Source organism: Staphylococcus sp. MB377, assembly GCF_001922505.1.
Taxonomy (GTDB): Bacteria; Bacillota; Bacilli; order Staphylococcales; family Staphylococcaceae; genus Staphylococcus; species Staphylococcus haemolyticus.
Genome location: NZ_MAON01000011.1, coordinates 247,123 through 262,887 on the forward strand (window position 1 = coordinate 247,123; position 15,765 = coordinate 262,887).

A 15,765-nucleotide genomic window follows, 5' to 3' on the forward strand; every position below is an offset into this window, starting at 1 on the left:
CTTTTGACAAAGTTCATTCTTAAGTTGTAGACGCTCAACTTTATAACTGTATTTGCTACTCTTTTGATACGCCTTGGTCGGATAATGCAATCTTAATGTGCTCTAAATGATGACGCTCATGCCATGATAATTTCGCAAGTAATTCTGAAACCGGTACATTGCTACCATCTGATAGCTTAATAGAACGATTTAATTCACCTTCAGTAACATGATTTCCCATCTCTACAACGCGTTGGTTGAGTCCCTCTAAAATAGTAATTGAAACTTGCATAGGTAATTTAGAGTCTGGCAACTCTGCCCAACGTTCTTGATTAAACATGAACGCCGTTACGTCATCTTCAGTCAGTGCCATTTTCAATCTTTCATACAAATTAATCTGAGAATCTGCAATATGATGTACTAATTGTCTAACCGTCCAACTTCCTTCTCGATAACAACGTTCTAACTGCTCATCACTCAATTGATGAACCGTTTCCTTCAACTGCTCACTATATGCTTCAATTTCACTCATCCATTGTTTCACATCAACTAATGTTGAATTTGTTGGCGCTTCAAATTCTCCTATCGGAAATCTTACATCCATTATAAATCCCCCTTAGCTATCTTTATCTATACCTTCTATATACCCTTATTAAGGATAAATAAAAAAGAAGCGAGCACAGAAATTAATCATTACATTAATTTCTACCCCACTTCCTCTGGAAATTTAAGATATATATAATTTTCTCAAAATATTAAGCTAATAATAAAGGGCTTGAGAAAATAACTAAAAATACAATATTTAAAATTAACATTGTAATATTTATGACTTTATTGCCTTTCAAGATGCCTAAGACATTTGCAATAATAGCTAATAACATCACAAACAATCCTGGAAGAAACCAGAACATGCTCGTAAACATGATAGAAACTACTAATAAAAATGATAATAAGCATAAAATACTTGAAACTAAATTAATACTATTTAAGTTCATAAGTTGCTCCTTTCAAATGGTGTTACACAGTATTATATACTAAAACTATTTTGAATTGAGCAAAATCTTTATAACAAAATCGACACATCTTTGTTATGTGTTGTTTTATAGATTTTTATAATCTTTTAAATAATTGATAAATTCAAGCATTTAAAGGGCGGGTTCCTATTTATTTAGAAACCCGCCTTTACATTGTTATGACAGCGTTTGTTATACGTACTTCCTACTAACTTCAGACAAGCGTTAGTCTTACCTATCAAGCCTTTAAACAAATTTCCAAGTGCTTCTTGAGAAATTTTTAATAACCAATTATAAGCGCAATCGACATCGCCACAGCACAAATAATTACCCATAATAGTATCAACTTCCACACAAATTTAATCCATTGAGTATAAGTAATTCGTCCAACAGCTAATGCTCCCATTAAGATTGCTGAAGTTGGGAATAAAATGTTACTGATTGAATCACCATATTGGAAAGCGAGTACCGTTAACTGACGATTAATATGCAGTAAATCTGATATTGGTACCATTAATGGCATTGTTGTTAATGCTTGACCCGATCCAGATGGTATAAAGAAATTAAGTAAGAACTGTAATATAAACATAGCAATAATAACAAATGAAGCTGGTATATCTGATAGCAATGTTGTCATGCCATGAACAATCGTATCGATGATTTTACCATTTTCCAAAATAACAACGATTCCTTTAGCGAATCCAACAATCATTGCGCCAAATAAAATGTTCTGCATTCCTTCAATTAATGCGTCAAATGTACCATTTAATCCAAGTCCGCTTACTAAACCTGCAACAATACCAGCAAGTAAGAAATTGGCGCTCATCTCATTAAACGTCCAATCGAATACAAATATGCCAAATACGTTAAATAGAATTGTAGCAACTATAATAAGTAAGCTAACTGCTTGTCTCTTACTAAAGTGTTGATAAGTGATTTCTTGAGTAATATGACCTTCTTCTTTTTCTAGCTCATACACAATACTTTTTGACTTATCTTTCTTCACTTTACGTGCATATAACATAACTGTAGAAATGGCTGCAGTTAAGATAAATAAATAGATAATTGTACGTAAACCCCAGCCTGAGAACATTGGTAGTTCAGCAACGGTTTGTGCCACACCAACTGTAAAGGGATTTAACATACCTCCACTGAAACCACTGGCAGCACCTAAAATAACCATTGCAGCACCTGTTAAGGCGTCGTAACCTAATGTTCGAGCGATTATAATGCCAATTGGAACAAAGATAATTGTTTCTTCTGCTAATCCAATTGTAAATCCTAATATAGAGAATATCGTCATCGTCAATGGAATCATTAGGAAATTGGCCTTCCCTAACATTCTCATTGCTTTGTTTACACCATTTTCGAAAGCACCCGTCTTATGAATAATGCCAAAGGCACCACCTACTAGGAATATATAGAATACGATTTCTCCGCCACTGATTAATCCTTCAGGAATTGACCTGAATATTTCGAGGAAATTGACATTTGCCGATTCCACAGTATGGTATGTTCCTGAAACGACAAGTGTTTGATCACCTTTCTTTTCACGCGCATATTCACCAGCTGGAATAATGTAAGTTAATAACCAAGCTAGAAAAATAACAAACATTAATAAAGCATATGTATGAGGCATCTTAAACTTAAATTTATTATGCTTCTTTTCTTCCATAACTCATCAACACCTTAAATAGAATAGAATGTATATCATCAGATGATTATATACATCATACCCTATTTATCACATGATATACATTTACAATTTAAATTACATTTGTTATTCCCATCATTTCAGCGATGTGCTAGACCTATAAATACTTACAATTAATGCTTTCACATTCTCACCTCAATAGAATTAGAATATTTATACGTTCTAGATACTATGAATCTCTATTTTCACAAACATATATGCTCGTTTAAATGTAATTAGCATATTGTCCTTACAAATCAACTCTAAAACGTAAAAAAAGTGAGATAGACGGATCATAGACGAAACATCCGTTACCTCACTTAAGTTATTCTCACTAAACTAATCAATTATCTTTAAAAAGTATACTTCCAATTAATAGTGACGAAATATGTATATTCAACTATGTATATATCTAAGCCTTATATTACAAGGAGGTTAGACTGCACGGTGTATAAAAGTTAGCAATTAACTGTTTGAATGGTCGATTTATACACTAACATTTTGGGATGGTGAGCAATCTAACTTCTCTTGAATATACTTTACAATAGTATCAAAAAATTCAAACCCTATGTTTGTCTATTCTCAAAAGATACGTATGAATGCCTAAATGTTATTCCCATTGCGAATTATGATTTTCACCTTTTAAAAAATGAGTAATGTAAGAAATAGTCCTAGCAACGTGAAAAAGAGTACTGGAATCGTAATGACTATTCCTGTTTTAAAGTAAACGCCCCATGATATTTTGACATCTTTTTGAGCTAAAACGTGAAGCCATAATAAAGTGGCTAATGAACCTATAGGTGTAATCTTCGGACCTAAGTCAGACCCTATTACATTCGCATAAATCATACCTTCTCTAAGGATACCTGTCACTTGTGATTGATGTATTGCTATCGCATCAATTAAAACGGTCGGTAAGTTATTCATGATAGATGATAAAATTGCAGAGATAAAACCTACGCCCATAATGCTAGTAAATAAACCATGCGCAGATATAGATGCAAATATATGACCTAAGATGGTTGTAATGCCAACATTTTTAAGTCCAAATACGACTAAATACATACCTAATGAAAAAATCACGATATTCCATGGCGCACCTTTGATTACTTTTCCAGTAGAAACAACATCTGATTGGCGTGCCAAGAGTAGGAAGATAATAGCGACAATTCCGGCAATCAGAGACACTGGTACGTGTATAAACTCACTGACAAGATAACCTATTAATAGTATTGCTAAAACAAGCCAAGATATGCGAAATAGTTTCTGATCTTTAATCGCGGCACCAGGACTTTGAACCTTTCGAATATCAATGGTCTTTGGAATCGTTGTTCGAAAATAAATCCATAATACAATGATACTTGCTAGAAGTGAGAATATATTTGGTATTAGCATATGACTCAAATATTCTACAAATCCAATGTTGAAGTAATCCGCAGAAACAATATTCACTAAGTTACTCACCGTAAAAGGTAACGACGTTGCATCAGCGATAAAGCCACTTGCGATAATGAAAGGAAAGATCACTTTCTTACTAAATCCAAGATGACGTACCATCGCTAAAACGATTGGCGTTAAGATAAGTGCAGCACCATCATTCGCAAAAAATGCTGCTACTATCGCACCGAGGAGCATAATGTAAACAAACATTCTGAAACCGTCCCCTTTAGATGCTCGAACCATATGTAATGCAGCCCATTCAAAGAAACCAATTTCATCCAGAATAAGTGAAATCAAGATGACAGCGACAAATGTTAAAGTTGCGTTCCAAACAATATCTGTTACTTCCACGATGTCAGACCAACCAACAACTCCGGTAATAAGTGCTAAAGCTGCGCCTACAACAGCAGTAATTCCTATATCTAGTCCCTTAGGTTGCCAAATAACAAAAATCAAAGTAATAACAAAAATGAGAATGGCTAAAAAAGTCATCATAAACGTTCACCTACAAAATGTCGTTGATGACGATGTGAATAATGAGTTATAGATGATATATATTTGTCTTTCATATCAGTCAAATCCTCCTATGTCATCAATAAGCATATCATGAGCAATGACATGAAATCTATGTGGCAAAGTTATAAGGCGAATGATTAAATAAAAATAGAACCTCATACATATAAAATGTTTGAGACCCTATTTTCGCGAGATTCAATGTCCCTTTTTCTTTTGCTTATTTTTTTGAACTTTAAGCTGTCGTTTGCGTGCTTTTGTCTGTTCTTTCTTTAATTTCTTACTCTTTTTACTTTGCACTTTTTTCATTTCTTGCTCTTTTTTGATTGCTTTTTGAGCATAAGTAGAAGTTTTAGGTTGTTTCTGTTCTTTAGCAACTTGCCTTTGTAAACGTTTAGGATTTACTTTTTTGGGTTTCTTTTTTTCAATGGAAACTTTCGTTTGATTTATCAATTCATCTAAATGACCATAAATAAAATTAAAAATTTCAGCACTATTTGGCTCAGTTCCAAAGGTAAATTTCACCAACTTAACCCTATCTTCTTCCCTATATTCAACCAATCCTATGAAAAACTGACCATCATGAAATATTGATAATTCCAATGATTGTCCCTCCTCTATATATAACTTGAAATGAGGGACGACCTGAGGAGGAAGGTTACTGACAAATGATTACATTTGCATTGGGACTACCAACCCAATTGTGTTTTTACATTTCTCTATAAGCATAACTGATGTACACTAAGAAACCAATATGAAGCAATTAAAAATTTAATCATTTCGATGTGTATAAACCTCTAATGTATGAATTGAAATTTTTTATCTTATCTACTTTTGTTAATTGCATAAAATTATGAAATAATTGTGTAGATGATTTAACTTTTATAAGGAGTTTAGTTATGAATATTTATCAGACCTATGCATTATTGGTAATCGGTATTATCATATTAGGCTTGATTGTAAATGTTGTTGTGACAATAATAGACAAGAGGAAATTGATCAACCACATACATACACTTTGGCGTAATAAGAAGTCTATTGAGAACTTCATACGCCCAAATTCCCGCTTCGATTATCAATTCAAACTCAAACGTGACCAACATAACAACCTCATCGATGATAAAACATGGTCAGATTTAAATATGGAAGAAATCTTCCATCGTAGTAACTTTAACTTCACAGCTATTGGAGAAATGCGTTGGTTTGCCACATTACGCAATATGTTTAAGGTTAATAACAAACAACTATTAGACCAATTTAATAATGATGAAACATTTAGGGTCAATGTATCTTATCATCTCGCTTCTATTGGTAAAGTGGTGTACCCTATCTTCCCTGATCAACTTAAAGCAATAAAGCGAAATAATTTATTTATGATTTGTCCATTTCTACCATTTATTGGACTCATTATTTGTTTCATTTCTCCATCAACTGGAGTACTTATAACTTTATTTTCGATTCTACTAAATATTGTATTATCCGGTACCCTGAAACGTACTTATGATCAAGATTTAAAGTCATTATTCTATACAGCGAAAGTCCTTAAGGAAGGTTATCATCTCGACCAAATTAAAGGCACACCAGAAGTTAATACGAACTTTAGTCACTTTAAAGGGGCACGTTTATTTAGTGGTCTACTAGGTAAAGTGGGCGATCAAGATATCGGCGGCGCATTTATCATGTTACTCAAGATGGCATTCATGGTAGATTATTTCCTTTTTCATATCATCCAGCATACGTATTATCGATATCAAGACGAGGTAATGGCCTGCTATGACTATGTAAGCACCTTAGATAATCACTATTCATTAGCCATGTATCGATGCACATTAGACACTTATTGTGAGCCGACTGCCTTTTCAAATGAGCAAACATTAACATTCACTAATTTGATTCATCCTTTACTGGAAAATGCAGTCCCAAACGACCTCGACATTAACCACAATATTCTACTAACGGGGTCGAATGCATCAGGAAAATCAACATTTATGAAAGCTGTAGCAATTAACCTTATTCTTGCACAAACGATAGAAACTGCGACGGCGGATGCGTTTAGCTATCGTCCCGGCTTAGTTTATACGTCAATGGCTAATGCCGATGATGTTCTGTCGGGCGATAGTTACTTCATGGCTGAGTTGAAATCTATTCGTCGTCTTTTCGATATAGAGACACATATGCCAGTGTACTGTTTCATCGATGAAATCTTTAAAGGCACGAATACAACTGAACGTATTGCAGCATCAGAATCTGTATTATCATATTTGAATCATCAACCAGAGTACAGAATTGTAGCAGCGACACATGATATCGAACTTTCAGAATTATTAAAGGACAATTATCAAAACTATCACTTTAATGAAACGATTGAAAACGATGAAATCCACTTTGATTACAAGATTAAAAAAGGTAAAGCGAATACGAGAAATGCAATTGAATTGTTGCGAATTACTAACTTCCCTAACAAAATCTACAATAGAGCTAAGGATCAGGTTAAAGATTTGGATTAACATTGTTTTATGTAAAACATTATCAATATAAGTTAGATGATGAGATCAAATTGTGATTTTGTCACCCCTCTTCTTTATAGTTTAGTTGATGATTTAAGGTAGATTTAAGACGAAATTATGCTAGATTTTATCATTATTGTTTACTGTGAGTATTGAGGTGACATTATGAAACGAATTACAATTGCTGATAGTTTAAGAGGGTTCAGCTTATTAGGTATATTTCTTGCTAATCTACTTATATTTCAATTTAGTTTATCTGGCAAAGACTACATCGAACATTTCCATTTAAACCCTGTAAACCAAGGAATATTCAACCTTATCATCATACTTGTTGAAGAAAGTTTTTTACCTATTTTTGCAATACTGTTTGGCTTTTCGATGGATAAACTTTATCAGTCTATGAAATTAAAAGGACTGCCACGGCCTAGATTAAAATTATTACGTCGTGCCATTTTCTTACTTATATTAGGCTTTATCCATGCAAGTTACATATGGGAAGGCGATATATTATTGGCTTATAGTTTAGCTATGTTATGTGTAATACCTTTTATTTCACTAAGTACCAAAGCTTTCAAATGGTTTAATATTGTAATTATTTCTCTCATGCTCGTGATGAGTATTTGGTCTATGTTTGATGATTCAAAAGCGTCTACATCATCTGACAAATATGATTCAGCTTCATATATTCATAAAGTGCAAAAGATTTATACAGAAGGTAGTTATAACGATATCCATCACGTAGATGATATAGCGACACCTCCTAAATTTGCGGAGTTAGAAGATCAATTAGGTGATAATAAAGGTGCTATCTTCTTGATAGCTATACTTTTTGAAATACCATTATTCACTTTAGGAATCTTTCTTTCTAGATGTGGTTGGTTCGAGAAAGATGCAAGGCACTTTTGGTCGTCGAAACTATTTATATGCCTTATTCCAGTATCTATTATTGCCAAATCAACCCTACTTTGGTTAGGCAACGACAAAATTTCAGGAACGCTTGTAGCTATATTTGGACCTGTTTTATCTTTAGGTTACATGAGTTTGTTTAAATATTTATATCAACACTATGAGAAACATCCAATTTTTAAAGGTTTGGAAAATGCCGGCAAAATATCTCTTACCGTTTACATTACACAAAGTATCATTGGTACACTCATCTTCTATAGTTACGGTCTAGGATTATTTGGCAAAGATATACTCATTTACACAAGCATTTTATTCGTATTTATCTATATTGTTTTAGTGCTATTAGCAACATTGCATCAAAGACACTTCCGATATGGTCCATTAGAATATCTTCTACGCATGTTCACATATTGGAAATGGCATGTAGGCAAACGTAAATAGACATACTAAAAAGGTTCAACGTGGTTAATCATTAACTGCACGTTGAACCTTAATTTATGTTAATAAGCATATTGAATTAGAACATTGAATTATTCATAATGTCCTTTGAATTTAGGGCTTTCTCCATATTTATTTTTATTAAATTTACTATTTAAGCATGTGATTACTAACTGATAAATTGAAATAGCAAATTGTACTAGAGCAAATAGGAGAATAAATAGCAATGCCCAACCATTTTCACCATTAGGGTCACTAATATTCCAAATCAATTGGACAATAAAAGATATCACACCTAATACAACTGATAAAATAGGAATAAACATCGTACGATTCGTATCATGGAAACGTCTGACTGTCATTGCTAAATTAGGAATGAATGTAATAATTGCGTATAAAACTATATAAATGATTGTGATAACTAACATAACTACGCTTACAATGGATAAAGCTTCAGATTGAAACCCTGCTGAGAGCATAATCATGATTAATGACACAATATAAAGAATCAGAGCGGGTCCATAAAATATTAAATGCCATAATTGCATAAACCAGTATTCACTTCGTCTTGAGCGACCTTTGAAATTAAAATAATTTTTCCAAAACAACTTAAATGCTTCGCCAAAACCTACTTTTGGATTCATAAGCATAAACTCCTTTGTATGATTTTAATTTCCGTCTTCCCCTTATATTTATCGTATCATACTGGCATAATTATAAAACCCTATATAAAAAGTTCTCAAGCTAATTCAATTAACCTAAGAACTTTAGTGTAAGCTTATTAATTTTCTTGCTTTATAACTTTACCGTTAGCATCTAACTTAATAATTTTATTATTTTTAGTTTTATATGTACCTAAAATTTCGCCATCTTTATTTCGATAATTCACAATCCAATCCCCACTATGACCAACCATTTTAACATCGTCCCATAAATAGTTTGTCTTACCTACTGCAATACCTTCGAAATCTGAAATCATTTGATACACTTGGTTACGGAAATGTGTATTAACTGTTCCTGATTTCTCTAAGTATTCTGCAGATAATGGATTGTTATTTTCTTTATCTTTTTTAGATAAATTATCTACAATATTTATCTTATCAGTTAATTCTGGTAAAGCTTTGTTGTCTTTATTCGCTTTATAGACATCAATTAATTTTACTTCTTTACCTTTTCCTAATAAATCTTTGTAATCTAATGAACCAGATTGCATACGTCCGATAAAGATTTTATCATTACTAACTCCGATTAATGCTTCAAAGTTCCCTTTATTAGGTGATACATTATAGAAATTCATACCTTTTGGAGCATTTTTGATGCCATCATCGTACTTCACAAGTTTGAAATCAACTAGTTTAAAGTTTTTATTTCCAGTCGCAAGTTTGTATTCATAAATTCCAGTTAGAATTTCATTCTTAGTCAATGTATATCGGTCAACATCCTCCACACAGAAGGCAAGTGCTAATTTTTGTTTTTCAGAAAGCTTTGCTACTTCCTTTTCCAGCTTTTGGTCTTTTTTAGACTTCTTAGATTTTGTTTGTTCCGCGTTAGATTTCGTTTTAGCGCTATCTTCTTTGGAACCATCATTAGGACCACAAGCTGCAAGTAAAAGTAAAAACACCCCACACATAAATAATAGTTTCTTCATCTATGTCTCCTCATATCATTTGCATTTTTAAGATCAATTAATTATAATATATTTTATTTATAAAAGTGTACTTTGTAAATACTTATTTGAAAGTATTTCTTGCAAAAAAAGTGCTCCATTATAATTTTTGGAGCACTCTTTTTAATATAATTTATTAATGTCGTTCCAACTATTTTCAACAGCTTGTTGAATCGTTCGAGTAAATTTATTCTGATTATTTTCTATTAAAGACAATACATAAGCTCCAATTACGGGCGGAAATTTAGGTATTATAATTTCATTACTTGGATATGTCTTCTTCAACTTAATAATAACATTATCTTTAAACTCAAGATTAGAAAATAGACCCCCACATAATACGATAGGTGGTTTATATTGTTTTTTAGGTTCTGTTGCAAAGTTGAATTTATAGTATAATTTTAATAAAAAGTAGTCTTTTGTATGAACTATTTCAGATATAAACAATTTAACAAGGATGTTATCACTGTAGCCGTTGGCTACTATCTAAGATATGCATTGAGTTATCGTGATATATCTGAAATATTAAGGGAACGTGGTGTAAACGTTCATCATTCAACGGTCTACCGTTGGGTTCAAGAATATGCCCCGATTTTATATCAAATTTGGAAGAAAAAGCATAAAAAAGCTTATTACAAATGGCGTATTGATGAGACGTACATCAAAATAAAAGGAAAATGGACTATTTATATCGTGCCATTGATGCAGAGGGGCATACATTAGATATTTGATTGCGTAAGCAACGAGATAATCATTCAGCATATGTATTTATCAAACGTCTCATTAAAGAATTTGGTAAACCTCAAAAGGTAATTACAGATCAGGCACCTTCAACGAAGGTCGCAATGGCTAAAGTCATTAAAGCTTTTAAACTTAAACCTGACTGTCATTGTACATCGAAACATCTGAATAATCTCATTGAGCAAGATCACCGTCATATTAAAGTAAGAAAGACAAGATATCAAAGTATCAATACGGGAAAGAATACTTTAAAAGGTATTGAATGTATTTACGCTCTATATAAAAAGAACCGCAGGTCTCTTCAGATTTACGGATTTTCGCCATGCCACGAAATTAGGCATATGTTAGCCAGTTAAGGAAACAACGACATGATAAAATGGTAATTAGCTATATTTTTCTAACTTTGCAACAGAACCTCTTTTGTTGTCTTAGTATCCGTTTGTTTCGTGTGAGATTCCGCTTTATTTTCTTTAGATTGTTCATGTGTACTGCGGGATGTTAACACTAACATAAATGTGATGCTAAGTGATAGAAATTTTTTCATTAGCGATTCCTCTAATCTTATAACACTTTTATATAATATTATTATACTATACAAATGTTATAATTTTAGGTGATGTTTATAGCACTCTGATACACAGCCCACACAAAAATCCGATAGCTTTTAAGCTACCGGATCAAATCAATTTTGTTATTTAGACTGCTGTTACACTTATTTATTTGATTATTGTTCCTTCTTTTTCATGAATCATTTGAATAATTTCATTCTTTTCATTCATAACAGCCACTTTAGGCGCATGGTCAACTAATTCACGTTCATCTAATTGAACATAGGTCATAATAATCACCACATCGTCAACTTCAACTAATCGAGATGCTGCACCATTAAGACAAATCTTGCCACTACCTCGTTCACCAGCAATAACATATGTTTCAAAGCGGGCACCATTATTGTTATTTACGATGGCTACCTTTTCATTAGGTAAAATGTCGACTGCGTCTAAGATATCGGCATCAATTGTAATACTTCCGACATAATTTAAATTTGATTCAGTCACACGTGCTCTATGAATCTTACCGTTCATCATCGTTCTAATCATAACTTACTATTCACTTCCTAAAATTATATTATCTATCAATCGTGCTTTCGAAAACTTAACAGCTAAAGATATAAAAATTTGTCCTTGTATTTCTGTCGCAACTTCTAAATCAGGGTAACTATAAATTGCAACTTCATCAATGTGACCACTTGTATATTCCGATAAATATGTCTTAATCTCACCAACAATAATATGGCTGCGTCGTTCTCCTTGTTTATACAATGTTTGAGCTATTTCTAAACTTTTACTCAAGTGAACAGCTTCTTGTCTCTCGTCGTCAGTTAAGTATACATTTCGCGAACTACGTGCAAGTCCATCCGCTTCACGTACAATATCAATACCTACAATTTCAATTGGATGATTAAAATCTTCTACCATTTTTTCAACAATTGCGAGCTGTTGTGCATCTTTCTTACCAAAGTATGCTTTATTAGGACTCATAATATTAAATAACTTGTTTACGACCGTAACTACACCATCGAAATGACCTGGACGTTGTGCACCTTCTAAGACTTCCGCTAGACGTCCTACCTTTAACGTGACACTTAGCTTGTTTGGGTACATTTCTTCTACTGCTGGATGGAATACATAATCAACATTAATTGCTTCAACTAAGGCTACATCTTGATCAATTTGACGTGGATAGGCATCGAAATCCTCGTTTGGACCAAATTGTAGAGGGTTTACAAATACACTAATTACAGTAATATCATTCTCTTCAACTGAGCGACGCATCATACTCAAATGACCTTCATGTAAGGCTCCCATCGTTGGAACAAAGCCAATCGTTTTACCTGTACGCTTCAATTCCTGTGTAATTTGTTGCATCTCAGATACAGTTTGAATCACTTTAGTCATTGTTGTTTACCTCATTCAATATCTTTTTCTTATATGTGTGGGCTTCAGCTGGAAAAGTGCCTGCCTTAACTTCTTCATCATAATGTTTGATGGCATCAATTCCTACTGAAAAATCGCCAAATTGTTTTACAAATTTAGCATAGCGATCAACGCCATAATTTAACATATCGTGATAAACCAATACTTGACCGTCTGTGTCTTTTCCTGCTCCAATACCAATAACGGGTATATCTAATTGCTCACTAATTAAACCAGCCAAGTCACTTGGAATTGCTTCTAATACTAAAGCAACTGCGCCTGCTTCTTGAACTGCATGTGCCTCTTGAATTAACTGTTTAGCCGCATCTTTCGTGCTACCTTGTAATCGATATCCCATAACACCAACGCTTTGTGGCATTAATCCTAAATGCGCTACGATTGGTATTCCAATTTGTGTTGATTTCTTAATGAAATTAACTAAATGTGCACCTTCTGCTTTTAACGCATTGGCATTTGTTTCCTGATAAAGTGTTATCGCATTTTTTAAATCATGTTCATCACTTACACCAACTGCGCCAATTGGTAAGTCCACTACTACAAAAGTATCATCAGCACCTCTACGTACAGCTTTGCCGTGATGGATCATGTCTTCTAATGTCACTTGTGTTGTTGTTTCATAACCTAGTACCGTCATTCCAAGTGAATCACCAACTAAAATCATATCTATATTTGCATCCTGTGCTTGTTTGGCACTTGGAAAGTCATATGCTGTAATCATCGAAATTTTTGTTTTGTCTTGTTTCATTTCAACTAATTTTGCTAAATTTTTCATTTTAAATTAACTCCTATTATTTATGTCCACATTTTTAAACAAAACTTTATAAGTTGCTATCCCATTATTTCAACTCAATATTATATATCAACTTCTATATAAAATCATATCATTTTCTGTTCTAATATTTATCTTTGCTTATCCATCTTTTTAATTAAAAGATTAATTTACATAGAAAAGTAAAATGATTATACTATATGATTATATTTATAGTGCACAAATACTTCTATACATATATGTTTAATTCTAATCAGAAAGGAAGGTTTAAAATGAAAATTGCTGTTATTGGACCTGGTGCGGTTGGTACGACGATTGCTTATGAACTGCAGCAATCACTGCCAAACGTTACATTAATCGGTCGTGCTAATAAGATAATGACCCTCCAACCTGTAAATGAAACTATCAAAGTCCATAGTATTGATGACATAAATACGCAATTTGATGTTATTATCATTGCGGTTAAAACGCACCAACTTAATTCACTAATTCCAAAATTACATCACTTCGCACATAATGAAACGTGCTTTATTTTAGCTCAAAATGGTTATGGCTTATTGCCGCAACTTCCTTTCAAATACAAATATCAGGCAGTCGTATATATAAGTGGCCAAAAATCCGGAAACGAAGTCGTTCATTTTCGAGATTATCGTTTACATTTGCAGAAAGATGATACTACAACGCATTTAAAAGCATTATTCGATACAACCAAAATTGAAATGGTTTTAGAAGACAATATTGAAGAAAAAATTTGGTATAAATTATTAGTGAATTTAGGTATTAATTCTATAACTGCACTTGGTCACAATACTGCTCAAATCTTAAAAATTAACGAAGTCAAACATCTATGTCGTCAACTATTAAAAGAAGGACACCAAGTAGCCGAAGCATCAGGTATACAGTTTCCAAATACAATCGTCGATGACATTATACAAATTTATGCTGGCTATCCTGATCATATGGGAACAAGTATGTATTACGATATAATCAATCATCAGCCATTAGAAGTCGAAGCAATACAAGGTTTTATCTTTAAACAGGCAAAATCTCATAACGTGAACACACCACATCTAGATACAGTTTATGCATTGTTACGTTCTCATCAATCACTTATTAATTAAAAAAGATTCTGAGATGACTTACCGTCTCAGAATCTTTTTTATTTCAAACATATTTAGTTCTTACTTTGTTTCAATTTTAATGGCACTTTGATTTGTTTATCTACAGAGTCGCCTTTCATTAGTCCATTGACCACTTTAATTGCTTCTTTACCCATAAGTTCAGGTTGTTGAGCTATTGTCGCATCTAGTTTGCCATTTTTTATTGATTTCATTGCATCTTCGTTGCCATCAAATCCAATGACTTGAATATCCTTATCCCCAATTGCTTCGATTGCACCAAGTGCCATTTCATCATTTTGAGCAAAGATAGCTTTAATGTCAGGATGTGCTTCTAACATATTTTGCGTTACGTTTAAACCTTCTGCTCTATCAAACTTAGCACTTTGTTTAGCAATTACTTTTAACTGTTTATCTGCAATTTCATGGAACCCTTTACCTCTTTCTCTTGTTGCACTTGCACCTGGAACTCCTTCAAGTTCTCCAACTTTTGCATTTTTACCTACTTTATCAACTAAGTAGTTGCCAGCCATTTTACCGCCTTCAACGTTATCTGATGCAATAAATGACGCAACTTCGCCTTTATCTACAGATCTATCTAACGTGATTACTGGAATACCCTCATTGTTCGCTGACTCCACAGCACTTGAAATCGCACTTGAATCTGTTGGGTTAACAATTAAGTAATCAACTTGTTGTTGAATTAAATCTTCAATGTCATTCGTTTGTTTAGCTGAATCATCCCGAGCATCTACAACTTTAACTTTCATACCTTGTGCTTTAGCATCTTTTTCAATTCCATTTTTAATTTTAACGAAGAATGGATTATTTAAAGTTGAAATACTTACGCCTATTGTAATTTCTGATTTTTTCTTGTTTGTTTTACCATTTTTATCATTCTTCAATGGTGATTCTAAGGAACATGCTGCTAAAAATAGGACAAGTGCTAATGTAATGACTAATAATTTTTTCATATTGTTATCCT

Annotated in this window: 15 protein-coding genes and 1 pseudogene; 4 read left to right on the forward strand and 12 right to left on the reverse strand. The window is 32.9% G+C overall.

Annotated features, from left to right (window positions below; translation table 11 throughout):
• Positions 1-55: 55 nt before the first annotated feature.
• From BB045_RS03195 to BB045_RS03215, 5 genes are all read right to left on the reverse strand, one after another.
• The gene (locus tag BB045_RS03195) at positions 56-583 is read right to left on the reverse strand and encodes a YfiT family bacillithiol transferase (protein WP_053036184.1); all 528 of its coding nucleotides are present in this window, start codon (positions 581-583) and stop codon (positions 56-58) included.
• Between the two features lie 151 nt (positions 584-734).
• On the reverse strand, positions 735-974 hold the full coding sequence (locus BB045_RS03200; protein WP_070581117.1) for a hypothetical protein: 240 nt from the start codon (positions 972-974) through the stop codon (positions 735-737).
• Positions 975-1,272: 298 nt separating this feature from the next.
• Positions 1,273-2,667, reverse strand: coding sequence for a YfcC family protein (locus BB045_RS03205; protein WP_070581118.1), 1,395 nt, complete (start codon positions 2,665-2,667; stop codon positions 1,273-1,275).
• Between the two features lie 660 nt (positions 2,668-3,327).
• Positions 3,328-4,617 (reverse strand): arsenite efflux transporter membrane subunit ArsB, encoded by a 1,290-nt coding sequence (arsB, locus tag BB045_RS03210; RefSeq protein ID WP_070581125.1) that lies wholly within the window; start codon positions 4,615-4,617, stop codon positions 3,328-3,330.
• Positions 4,618-4,836: 219 nt separating this feature from the next.
• Complete coding sequence (locus tag BB045_RS03215; RefSeq protein ID WP_037550847.1) at positions 4,837-5,241, reverse strand: YjdF family protein; 405 nt, start codon at positions 5,239-5,241, stop codon at positions 4,837-4,839.
• Positions 5,242-5,537: 296 nt separating this feature from the next.
• Between BB045_RS03215 and BB045_RS03220 the strand changes: the two genes are divergently transcribed.
• The gene (locus tag BB045_RS03220; RefSeq protein WP_070581119.1) at positions 5,538-7,145 is read left to right on the forward strand and encodes a MutS-related protein; all 1,608 of its coding nucleotides are present in this window, start codon (positions 5,538-5,540) and stop codon (positions 7,143-7,145) included.
• Positions 7,146-7,310: 165 nt separating this feature from the next.
• Entirely contained in the window at positions 7,311-8,492 is a 1,182-nt protein-coding gene (locus BB045_RS03225; protein ID WP_070581120.1) for a DUF418 domain-containing protein, read from the forward strand.
• A gap of 89 nt (positions 8,493-8,581) precedes the next feature.
• On the opposite strand, the gene BB045_RS03230 is transcribed toward BB045_RS03225, so the two are convergent.
• On the reverse strand, positions 8,582-9,133 hold the full coding sequence (locus BB045_RS03230; RefSeq protein WP_075140464.1) for a DUF805 domain-containing protein: 552 nt from the start codon (positions 9,131-9,133) through the stop codon (positions 8,582-8,584).
• Between the two features lie 137 nt (positions 9,134-9,270).
• Complete coding sequence (locus BB045_RS03235; RefSeq protein ID WP_070581122.1) at positions 9,271-10,137, reverse strand: hypothetical protein; 867 nt, start codon at positions 10,135-10,137, stop codon at positions 9,271-9,273.
• A 441-nt stretch (positions 10,138-10,578) separates the two neighbouring features.
• Here BB045_RS03235 and BB045_RS03245 point away from each other — a divergent pair.
• Positions 10,579-11,252: pseudogene (locus BB045_RS03245) on the forward strand (IS6 family transposase).
• A 41-nt stretch (positions 11,253-11,293) separates the two neighbouring features.
• Here BB045_RS03245 and BB045_RS12120 read toward each other — a convergent pair.
• The 4 genes from BB045_RS12120 to panB all read right to left on the reverse strand — a co-directional run bounded on the left by BB045_RS12120 (position 11,294) and on the right by panB (position 13,665).
• A complete protein-coding gene (locus tag BB045_RS12120; protein WP_154392795.1) occupies positions 11,294-11,440 on the reverse strand; it encodes a hypothetical protein in 147 nt (48 codons plus the stop codon).
• A gap of 172 nt (positions 11,441-11,612) precedes the next feature.
• Entirely contained in the window at positions 11,613-11,996 is a 384-nt protein-coding gene (gene panD / locus BB045_RS03250; protein ID WP_011274512.1) for an aspartate 1-decarboxylase, read from the reverse strand.
• A gap of 6 nt (positions 11,997-12,002) precedes the next feature.
• Positions 12,003-12,854, reverse strand: a complete 852-nt coding sequence (gene panC, locus BB045_RS03255) for a pantoate--beta-alanine ligase (RefSeq protein WP_037550861.1) — start codon at positions 12,852-12,854, stop codon at positions 12,003-12,005.
• Positions 12,847-13,665, reverse strand: coding sequence for a 3-methyl-2-oxobutanoate hydroxymethyltransferase (gene panB, locus BB045_RS03260; RefSeq protein WP_037550862.1), 819 nt, complete (start codon positions 13,663-13,665; stop codon positions 12,847-12,849). The genes panC and panB overlap by 8 nt, the downstream gene beginning before the upstream one ends.
• Positions 13,666-13,934: 269 nt before the next feature.
• On the opposite strand from panB, the gene BB045_RS03265 reads away from it, so the two are divergent.
• Positions 13,935-14,783, forward strand: a complete 849-nt coding sequence (locus BB045_RS03265; protein ID WP_053036199.1) for an oxidoreductase — start codon at positions 13,935-13,937, stop codon at positions 14,781-14,783.
• 53 nt (positions 14,784-14,836) lie between these two features.
• Here the strand turns inward: BB045_RS03265 and BB045_RS03270 are convergent, their stop codons facing one another.
• Positions 14,837-15,754, reverse strand: a complete 918-nt coding sequence (locus BB045_RS03270) for a D-ribose ABC transporter substrate-binding protein (protein ID WP_053036252.1) — start codon at positions 15,752-15,754, stop codon at positions 14,837-14,839.
• Positions 15,755-15,765: the final 11 nt, after the last annotated feature.

Coding starts and splice junctions, on each gene's coding strand:
- BB045_RS03200 (WP_070581117.1), bottom strand. CDS start 974: ATGAACTTAAATAGTATTAATTTAGTTTCAAGTATTTTATGCTTATTA.
- BB045_RS03225 (WP_070581120.1), top strand. CDS start 7,311: ATGAAACGAATTACAATTGCTGATAGTTTAAGAGGGTTCAGCTTATTA.
- BB045_RS03270 (WP_053036252.1), bottom strand. CDS start 15,754: ATGAAAAAATTATTAGTCATTACATTAGCACTTGTCCTATTTTTAGCA.
- arsB (WP_070581125.1), bottom strand. CDS start 4,617: ATGACTTTTTTAGCCATTCTCATTTTTGTTATTACTTTGATTTTTGTT.
- BB045_RS03265 (WP_053036199.1), top strand. CDS start 13,935: ATGAAAATTGCTGTTATTGGACCTGGTGCGGTTGGTACGACGATTGCT.
- BB045_RS03235 (WP_070581122.1), bottom strand. CDS start 10,137: ATGAAGAAACTATTATTTATGTGTGGGGTGTTTTTACTTTTACTTGCA.
- BB045_RS03195 (WP_053036184.1), bottom strand. CDS start 583: ATGGATGTAAGATTTCCGATAGGAGAATTTGAAGCGCCAACAAATTCA.
- BB045_RS12120 (WP_154392795.1), bottom strand. CDS start 11,440: ATGAAAAAATTTCTATCACTTAGCATCACATTTATGTTAGTGTTAACA.
- BB045_RS03205 (WP_070581118.1), bottom strand. CDS start 2,667: ATGGAAGAAAAGAAGCATAATAAATTTAAGTTTAAGATGCCTCATACA.
- BB045_RS03230 (WP_075140464.1), bottom strand. CDS start 9,133: ATGAATCCAAAAGTAGGTTTTGGCGAAGCATTTAAGTTGTTTTGGAAA.
- BB045_RS03220 (WP_070581119.1), top strand. CDS start 5,538: ATGAATATTTATCAGACCTATGCATTATTGGTAATCGGTATTATCATA.
- panD (WP_011274512.1), bottom strand. CDS start 11,996: ATGATTAGAACGATGATGAACGGTAAGATTCATAGAGCACGTGTGACT.
- panB (WP_037550862.1), bottom strand. CDS start 13,665: ATGAAAAATTTAGCAAAATTAGTTGAAATGAAACAAGACAAAACAAAA.
- panC (WP_037550861.1), bottom strand. CDS start 12,854: ATGACTAAAGTGATTCAAACTGTATCTGAGATGCAACAAATTACACAG.